Genomic DNA, 7,155 nt, shown 5'->3' with positions numbered 1-7,155 from the left:
CTCATCTTGTGGACACTTTATTAAGCAAGAATGTCCAGATAAAAAAGGTTTTCGCTCCCGAACATGGTTTTCGCGGAACTGCAGATGCTGGCGAAACCGTTAAAAGCGGTAAGGACCCAATTAGTGGCCTTCCGGTTATTTCTCTCTACGGAAGCCATAAAAAACCAACTGCTGAAGACCTGAAAGGCATAGAATTACTAATCTTCGATATCCAGGATGTTGGAGCCAGGTTCTATACGTACATCTCAACCATGCATTATGTCATGGAAGCCTGTGCAGAACAAGGAATTCCGGTTCTAATTCTGGACAGACCAAATCCTAATGGACATTATATCGATGGCCCAATTCTCGAAAAACAACATCAGAGCTTTGTGGGAATGCATCCAGTGCCGGTAGTGCACGGAATGACCATTGCTGAATATGCAAAAATGATCAACGGAGAAAAATGGCTCGAGAACGAAATTCAGTGTGATCTGGAAACAATTGCTATGCAGAATTACCAGCATTCGATGAAGTATAAACTACCTGTAAAACCATCCCCAAACCTCCCCAACGCTAAATCGATCAATCTTTACCCAAGTCTTTGCTTTTTTGAAGGAACGAATGTGAATGCCGGCCGCGGTACGAATCTTCAATTCCAGGTTTTCGGCTCCCCTTTTCTGGATGAGGAGGATTTCGATTATGCTTATACTCCAAAGTCCATGGAAGGTGCCAAATATCCAAAGCATGAGAATAAGGAATGTTTCGGGCGCAATTTAAGCACTGCGGAAACATTGAATTTCATCAACCTGGAATGGTTGTTGGAAGCTTATCAGAATATAGAATATCAGGACCAGTTTTTTAACGATTTCTTCCTGAAACTGGCTGGAACTTCTTTACTGAAAGATCAAATTATAAAAGGTCTCTCGGCTGAAGAAATCCGGGAATCCTGGAAGCCAGGTCTCGAAGCTTTTCAAAAGACTCGTAAAAAATATTTGATGTACCCTTAGATGATCAGCTAGTTTCCTGCAGATTTTTAGCCCTGGTTTTATAAAGATCTGAATTGTTTAGTTTTTCCAATTCTTCGGTCCACTTACTAATTTGTGCCTCTTCACCATTTTCTATGGCCATGCAGTAATTAAGAAATGTATATAAGCCCCAGTTATATTTACGCAATTCTTCTTCATTAATTTTCTTCTTTAAAAACCTTTCAACCTTTCTGTAATTACCCTGATAGAGATTAACATTGGTGACTAGTAAATCCAGTTTCTGACTAATCATCTTATAATTAGACTGTTTTTCGTCCAGCAGATCCTGAGCTTCATTAAGATATTCTTCGGTTATATTTAGAATCGGTCGTCGAAGATCCTTATCCAAGTATAAACTATAATCCAGGTATTTCTGTGCCAGTCTAAGAGCAGTGGAGTAACTTGGTTTTCTTTTGTAATAAGCTGACTCTACCTGCAAAAACGAAGTATTCAATTTAAACTTCTCCAGAACTCTCATGGTCTCCAGTTTATTGGTATAGCCAAGATTGTTATGGATCACCTTGCCATTGGCATCCATGATCACCACATACGGAATTCCTTTAACGCCATACTCCATGTTCAATTGTCGCTGAGTGTCGAAATCAACTCTTAAAGGGATATAGTTTTGCATCACTTCCTGCACCTCCTGATCACTCCAAACATCACGATCCATAGCTTTACATGGACCGCACCAGGTAGCCCAGAAGTCTACCAATATTAATTTATTACTGGCGATAGCTGCATTTTGCGCTGCTTCGAGATCTGTATACCAGTTATTTGCAAAGAGATTAGACCCACACAAAAGCAGGAGAATAATAAGACTTTTCATCGTTAAGGTTTTCCCAAAAATATAAATTTTTTAGACCTAAGTGTTACGATTTTAATCTTTTTTTCATTTCCTCGACGATATTGTAAGCCGCCGGACAAATGCTAGTATTTTTTATAGTGAGAGAGGATATTTTATGAAAATCCTTGCGGTCTGTATGAGGATATTCCTGGCAGGCTTTTGGTCGCTGATCATAGATTCCACAGTAATTGTCGTCGCCTAAAAAAGGACATGGCACCTGCTGTAGCACATAATCGTTCTCCTCATCCAGCCTGAGATAAGTGTCTATAAAATCCCCGGGCTTCATTCGAAAATGTTTACTGATCCTTCCAATATCTTTTTGTGTAAATAAAGGTCCCGTGGTCTTACAGCAATTGGCGCATTGCAAACAGTCGGTTCTGGAAAATTCTTCCTCGTGCAATTCCACCATGAGCTTATCCAGATCCTTTGGAGGACGCTTCTTTAGTCGCGAAAAGAATTTTCTATTTTCCTTCTTCTTATCTTTGGCGCGATTAGGTAAACTTTTAAGCTCTTCATCCATTGGACAAAAATAAGGATATATTCGGCAAAGCCATTGCAGGCTACTACAAAGAAAAAGATGAAACTCCCATCACGGTGCATTCACCAGACTTTGAAAATGATGAAATTCCCGTCGCTTATCTATTTCGGGATTTTGAAGAAATGCCAAAGCTCGAACAGGAAGCACTAAAACTTTGCAAAGGCAGTATTCTTGATGTTGGTTGCGGGGCTGGCAGTCATGCCCTTTATCTTCAAAATGAGCGCAAATTGGAGGTTAAGGCTATAGATACTTCTTCCGGAGCTATAGAGATCGCAAAAGAGCGCGGACTCAACAATGCGGTTGTTCAGGATTTCTATAAGATCTCTTCGGAAAGATTTGATAGCATTCTTATGTTGATGAATGGAACCGGGATCATTGGAAAACTTGATAATATCGATGATTTCCTTCAGCACTGTCATGAGCTTCTGAATGATAACGGACAGCTGATTCTTGATTCTTCAGATCTTATTTATCTTTTCGATGATGAGTTTATTGATTCCGAAGAATATTACGGGGAACTCACTTATGAATTGAGTTACAAGGGAGAAACTTCAGATCCTTTTGACTGGTTATATGTCGATAAAGAAATTCTTCAGAAGGCAGCAAACAACAACAATTTTTCTTGTGAGATCGTTTTTGAAGGAGAACATTATGATTACCTGGCGATTCTGAAAAAAGTCTAACTCGTTATTTTTCATATTTTTGCGCAAGATCTAATACAGAATGAATAAAATTTACAAAGCTTTTTTAATCCTGTTTCTGAGCAGCCTCGCTGTATCGTGTAGTAAGGATTCTGATAATGATTCCGAAGAAGGAAACAATAAAGCGGCTAACTTAAAGGTTACCGGTTCATCTGCTTCAGATCTATTAAGTGATACCGAATTTACTTCAATGAATATTGAAGTCGTCTATGCTGAGGGATTTAGACCAGAGACTGCAGCAATCGATGCCTTCAGAAGTTTTCTAGAAAGCAGGGTTTACAAACCCGATGGAATTACCATCAATTTACGCTCTGTAGCAAGTTCCGGACTCACTCCTTTCGATGAAGATGATTTGAGAACTGTAGAAAGCAGCACACGAACGGTTTATACTGTAGGCGATGAAATTGGAGTCTGGATCTATTTTGCAGCTGGCAAGAAGATCAACGACTCTGAAACTAAGATCACTCTGGGTACCGCATTCAGAAATACTTCAATCATCCTCTACGGGGAAACAATCAAAAACTTTGCAAGCAAGTTCAACGCACCGAGTAAAGCAATTATTGAGGCCGCGACCTTAAATCATGAATTTGGTCATTTATTTGGTTTGGTCAACTTGGGCGTTGAGCCAGTCACAGATCACGAGGACCCGAATAACACTGCACACTGCATTACCGATAAATGCTTAATGAAGGCAAGTATTGAATTTGGTAGCGGGGTCATCAACACTATAGACAATAATAATCTTCCTCAGCTGGATGATGCCTGTATTCTGGACTTGCAATCTGCGGGCGGAAAATAAAAAAACCTGGCGATCGCCAGGTTTTTTTATTTCCATTTATAATAGCTATTCCACTATTGAAACTCGTCTGGATCCAGGTAATCTGGAGTTCCGTCGTTATCTGAATCAGTTAAGATCAAAGTTCCATCCTCAGTAATTTCGATTTCATCCCTTGTAGGAGTACCGTCACCATCATCATCTGGATCTGATAAATTTGGAAGTCCGTCCTCATCTGTATCATCCGAAGTTACATCATTATCTCCATCCAGATCTTCCATAAATGAAGGAATACCATCATTATCATGATCTGCCTGATTTACCACATAACTACTAATTTGAAAAACAAGAGGTGAGTAAACCGGTATCGTCTCCGGTGAATTAAAGTAATAAGCCAACCCGGAAGGCATAAAAATAGCACCAATCCCGTAGTCATTGTTCCATTCTACAGAATTGTCTGCATTCACTTCAAAACCAGTAGCTGCACCAAACTCAGTCAATCCTGCCTGAAATCCTTTAATAACACCGCCAAGAGGTGTTACACGGTTATCAACGATCCCAAAATATGGTGAAAGATTAAACCAAATAGGGTTTCTTAAGTTAGAGTCGAAAACAGTTCCTGTAAGAAGTTCTCCTTCATAAGTAACAAAGGTAGAATCTGCAAAGGTAGGTTTCGCTCCAGCGCCTTCACGTACTTTAAGGACATATAGATTCTGGTCTACACCTTCATGATTAACAATTTTCGTTATCAATTTATCTGAATTGATGATCGGCTCCTTATCTGCATTCTCACCTGCAATCGTATCGAATACGATCTGATAGTTGAAATCTTCAGAAGGATTTTCAAAATCTTCATAGTTATAAAAATGGGTGGAGAGATAGTCTAAAAGTGCCTGGTCGTCTTCGACAGCAACCTCTGTACGGTCACGAACTTCAACCTGGGCCAAACCGCCATCATCATCATTATTACATGCAAATGCAAGAAAAGCCGTAAGACCAACCAGCATCAATTTGTTTATTCTCATCAGAATTTTATTTTGGAGCCGCAAGATACAATAATCTTGTATTTTTGTTCAATATTGAACGGCGATTTGAAGGTATAAGTATGAGAGTTGATAAGTTTTTGTGGTGCGTACGCTATTTTAAGACCCGAAGTCTGGCAACAACTGCCTGCAAGCAAGGAAAGGTAAGATTGAACGATGAGATTCTGAAACCTAGCAAAGACGTATTCCCTGGTGATAAACTAAGGGTTCGGAAAAACCAGATCAATTATGAGCTGGAAATCCTCGATCTCCCCAAAAGTCGTGTTGGGGCGAAACTTGTAAATATCTATGTTCATGATATCACCCCGAAAGAAGCCTTTGAGAAACTGGATCTTTTAAAATACTCCAAGGACTATTACCGCAAGAAAGGTACTGGCCGCCCTACGAAGAAGGACCGTCGTGATATTGATGATTGGTTTGAAAATACAGATGACGGCTTAGACGAAAAGAAGGATGATGGTTTAGAGAAGAAAAAAGATGACTAAAGATTACTGGAACAGTAGATATAAAAATCATCAAACTGGATGGGATCTGGGAGCTGTTTCCCCTCCAATTAAGGCATTTGCAGATGGTATTGAGAACAAGGATCTAAAAATCCTGATTCCAGGAGCAGGCAATGCTTATGAAGCAGAATGCCTTTTTAAAAATGGTTTTAGAAATGTCTTTCTATGCGATATTGCTGAAATACCTTTAAACTCATTTTCACTTCGCAATCCTGAATTTCCTGAAGACCAAATGCTGCACCAGGATTTTTTTAAAATTGAGAATTCCTTCGAACTAATCCTGGAGCAAACCTTTTTCTGCGCGTTACCGGTTACTAAACGAAGTGCATATGCTCAAAAAACCAGTGAACTTCTAAGATCTAGAGGAGTACTGGCAGGTTTATTATTCAATTTTGAATTAAAGGAAGACGGTCCACCTTTTGGCGGCAGTCGTGAAGAATATTTAACTTATTTTAGTCCGTATTATCATATTGAAATTCTGGAGAAAGCATACAATTCCATAAAACCTCGTTTAGGGACTGAACTATTCTTCAAATTTCGAAAAAAGTAATTTATGAAAGCTAAGCATTCAATTCTAAACCAGGACGAGATCAAGCATAAAATCAGGAGAATAGCTTACCAGATCTATGAAAGTAATGTGGACGAGAAAGAGATTATTATCGCAGGCATCGCGAGTAATGGATATATTCTAGCTCAGAAACTTGAAAAAGAACTTCAGGAAATTTCACCTTTAAAAACTATTTTGGGTAAGGTGGTGATCAACAAAAAATCACCATTAGATCCTATAATTGTTTCCTTAAAGCCCGAAGAATATCAAAACAAATCTTTGATCCTGGTGGACGATGTATTGAATTCAGGTTCCACTCTTATTTATGGAGTACGATATTTTCTGGACGTTCCAATTAAAAATTTCAAGACCGCAGTGCTTGTAGACAGGAATCACAAACGCTACCCGGTGAAAGCCGATTTTAAAGGTCTATCTCTATCGACCTCTCTAAGCGAAACAGTAAAAGTTATTTTTGAAAAGGATCATGAACGTGTAGAGTTATCTTAAAGTCCTCACTAATTCCCGTGTGATTTCTGAAGGATCTTTATCATCACAATCTAAAATTAGCTCACTTTGATTGTAATAAAAGCCTCTTTCGAACAAATGCTTTCTGATAAACTCTTCCAGCAGCTCCTCAGTTTCCAAATGACTTATCATTGGCCTGTCTGTTTTTTCACGTTGCAATCTCTCCAATAAGGTTGGAATGTTCAGCTTGAGATAAATAGATCGTACCGAATCTGCATTTTTTATAAGCTCCATGTTGTCACCATAACACGGAGTTCCTCCTCCAAGAGAAACTACAGCGTCCTCATTAAGGTATATTAATTTCTCCAGCATCTTTCGTTCAGCTTTTCTAAAGAAGATCTCTCCCTTTCTCGCAAAGATTTCAGAGATCGCCAAGTCATATTCTTTTTTGATCTCGTTATCAAGATCATAAAATTTATGGTTTAACTCTTCAGATAGTAGTTTTCCAACGGTTGATTTACCGCTTCCCATGTATCCAATCAAAAAAATTTTCATCTGTAAATCACTTAAAATGAGCAAAAGGCAAAACTATGGTAAAATTATAGCAATTATGTCTTGAAAAATAAATTAATGCATGTATATTTGCACCCGCATTCGCAAAAAGACGGATGCTTTTTAATGATCTGGTAGCTCAGTTGGTAGAGCATCTCCCTTTTAAGGAGAGGGTCC

At 38.8% G+C, this 7,155-nt stretch carries 10 protein-coding genes; 6 read left to right on the top strand and 4 right to left on the bottom strand.

Annotation, left to right across the window (positions count from 1 at the left end):
* On the top strand, positions 1 to 989 hold a 989-nt coding region (locus QZ620_RS12805), incomplete at its 5' end, for a DUF1343 domain-containing protein (RefSeq protein WP_295182327.1).
* Between the two features lie 4 nt (positions 990 to 993).
* Here the strand turns inward: QZ620_RS12805 and QZ620_RS12800 are convergent.
* A complete protein-coding gene (locus tag QZ620_RS12800) occupies positions 994 to 1,836 on the bottom strand; it encodes a thioredoxin family protein (RefSeq protein WP_295182325.1) in 843 nt (280 codons plus the stop codon).
* Between the two features lie 43 nt (positions 1,837 to 1,879).
* Entirely contained in the window at positions 1,880 to 2,374 is a 495-nt protein-coding gene (locus QZ620_RS12795) for a YkgJ family cysteine cluster protein (RefSeq protein WP_295182322.1), read from the bottom strand.
* Here QZ620_RS12795 and QZ620_RS12790 point away from each other — a divergent pair.
* Complete coding sequence (locus tag QZ620_RS12790; protein WP_295182320.1) at positions 2,374 to 3,075, top strand: class I SAM-dependent methyltransferase; 702 nt, start codon at positions 2,374 to 2,376, stop codon at positions 3,073 to 3,075. The genes QZ620_RS12795 and QZ620_RS12790 overlap by 1 nt on opposite strands.
* A gap of 40 nt (positions 3,076 to 3,115) precedes the next feature.
* Positions 3,116 to 3,892: a hypothetical protein gene (locus QZ620_RS12785; protein WP_295182318.1), complete on the top strand. Its 777-nt coding sequence runs from the start codon at positions 3,116 to 3,118 to the stop codon at positions 3,890 to 3,892.
* A 53-nt stretch (positions 3,893 to 3,945) separates the two neighbouring features.
* On the opposite strand, the gene QZ620_RS12780 is transcribed toward QZ620_RS12785, so the two are convergent.
* Complete coding sequence (locus tag QZ620_RS12780; RefSeq protein WP_295182315.1) at positions 3,946 to 4,893, bottom strand: hypothetical protein; 948 nt, start codon at positions 4,891 to 4,893, stop codon at positions 3,946 to 3,948.
* Between the two features lie 80 nt (positions 4,894 to 4,973).
* Between QZ620_RS12780 and QZ620_RS12775 the strand changes: the two genes are divergently transcribed.
* From QZ620_RS12775 to QZ620_RS12765, 3 genes are read left to right on the top strand one after another with little or no spacing between them, the layout of a single operon-like run.
* On the top strand, positions 4,974 to 5,396 hold the full coding sequence (locus tag QZ620_RS12775) for an RNA-binding S4 domain-containing protein (RefSeq protein WP_295182313.1): 423 nt from the start codon (positions 4,974 to 4,976) through the stop codon (positions 5,394 to 5,396).
* Positions 5,389 to 5,964 carry an SAM-dependent methyltransferase gene (locus QZ620_RS12770; RefSeq protein WP_295182310.1) on the top strand — a complete coding sequence of 192 codons (576 nt, stop codon included), beginning with the start codon at positions 5,389 to 5,391 and terminating at the stop codon, positions 5,962 to 5,964. Before QZ620_RS12775 ends, QZ620_RS12770 begins: the two co-directional genes overlap by 8 nt.
* Before the next feature lie 3 nt (positions 5,965 to 5,967).
* A complete protein-coding gene (locus QZ620_RS12765) occupies positions 5,968 to 6,468 on the top strand; it encodes a phosphoribosyltransferase family protein (RefSeq protein WP_295182307.1) in 501 nt (166 codons plus the stop codon).
* Here QZ620_RS12765 and QZ620_RS12760 read toward each other — a convergent pair.
* A complete protein-coding gene (locus QZ620_RS12760; RefSeq protein WP_295182304.1) occupies positions 6,460 to 6,981 on the bottom strand; it encodes a shikimate kinase in 522 nt (173 codons plus the stop codon). The two genes, QZ620_RS12765 and QZ620_RS12760, sit on opposite strands and share 9 nt — an antisense overlap.
* Positions 6,982 to 7,155 lie beyond the last annotated feature (174 nt).

Source organism: uncultured Christiangramia sp., assembly GCF_913046405.1.
GTDB classification, from domain to species: domain Bacteria; phylum Bacteroidota; class Bacteroidia; order Flavobacteriales; family Flavobacteriaceae; genus Christiangramia; species Christiangramia marina.
This window is presented reverse-complemented; position numbering and strand designations above follow the sequence as displayed.

What these genes read in the sequence shown, in the direction of transcription:
- QZ620_RS12800 (WP_295182325.1), bottom strand. Translation starts at nt 1,836, where the DNA reads ATGAAAAGTCTTATTATTCTCCTGCTTTTGTGTGGGTCTAATCTCTTT.
- QZ620_RS12795 (WP_295182322.1), bottom strand. Translation starts at nt 2,374, where the DNA reads ATGGATGAAGAGCTTAAAAGTTTACCTAATCGCGCCAAAGATAAGAAG.
- QZ620_RS12785 (WP_295182318.1), top strand. Translation starts at nt 3,116, where the DNA reads ATGAATAAAATTTACAAAGCTTTTTTAATCCTGTTTCTGAGCAGCCTC.
- QZ620_RS12780 (WP_295182315.1), bottom strand. Translation starts at nt 4,893, where the DNA reads ATGAGAATAAACAAATTGATGCTGGTTGGTCTTACGGCTTTTCTTGCA.
- QZ620_RS12775 (WP_295182313.1), top strand. Translation starts at nt 4,974, where the DNA reads ATGAGAGTTGATAAGTTTTTGTGGTGCGTACGCTATTTTAAGACCCGA.
- QZ620_RS12770 (WP_295182310.1), top strand. Translation starts at nt 5,389, where the DNA reads ATGACTAAAGATTACTGGAACAGTAGATATAAAAATCATCAAACTGGA.
- QZ620_RS12765 (WP_295182307.1), top strand. Translation starts at nt 5,968, where the DNA reads ATGAAAGCTAAGCATTCAATTCTAAACCAGGACGAGATCAAGCATAAA.
- QZ620_RS12760 (WP_295182304.1), bottom strand. Translation starts at nt 6,981, where the DNA reads ATGAAAATTTTTTTGATTGGATACATGGGAAGCGGTAAATCAACCGTT.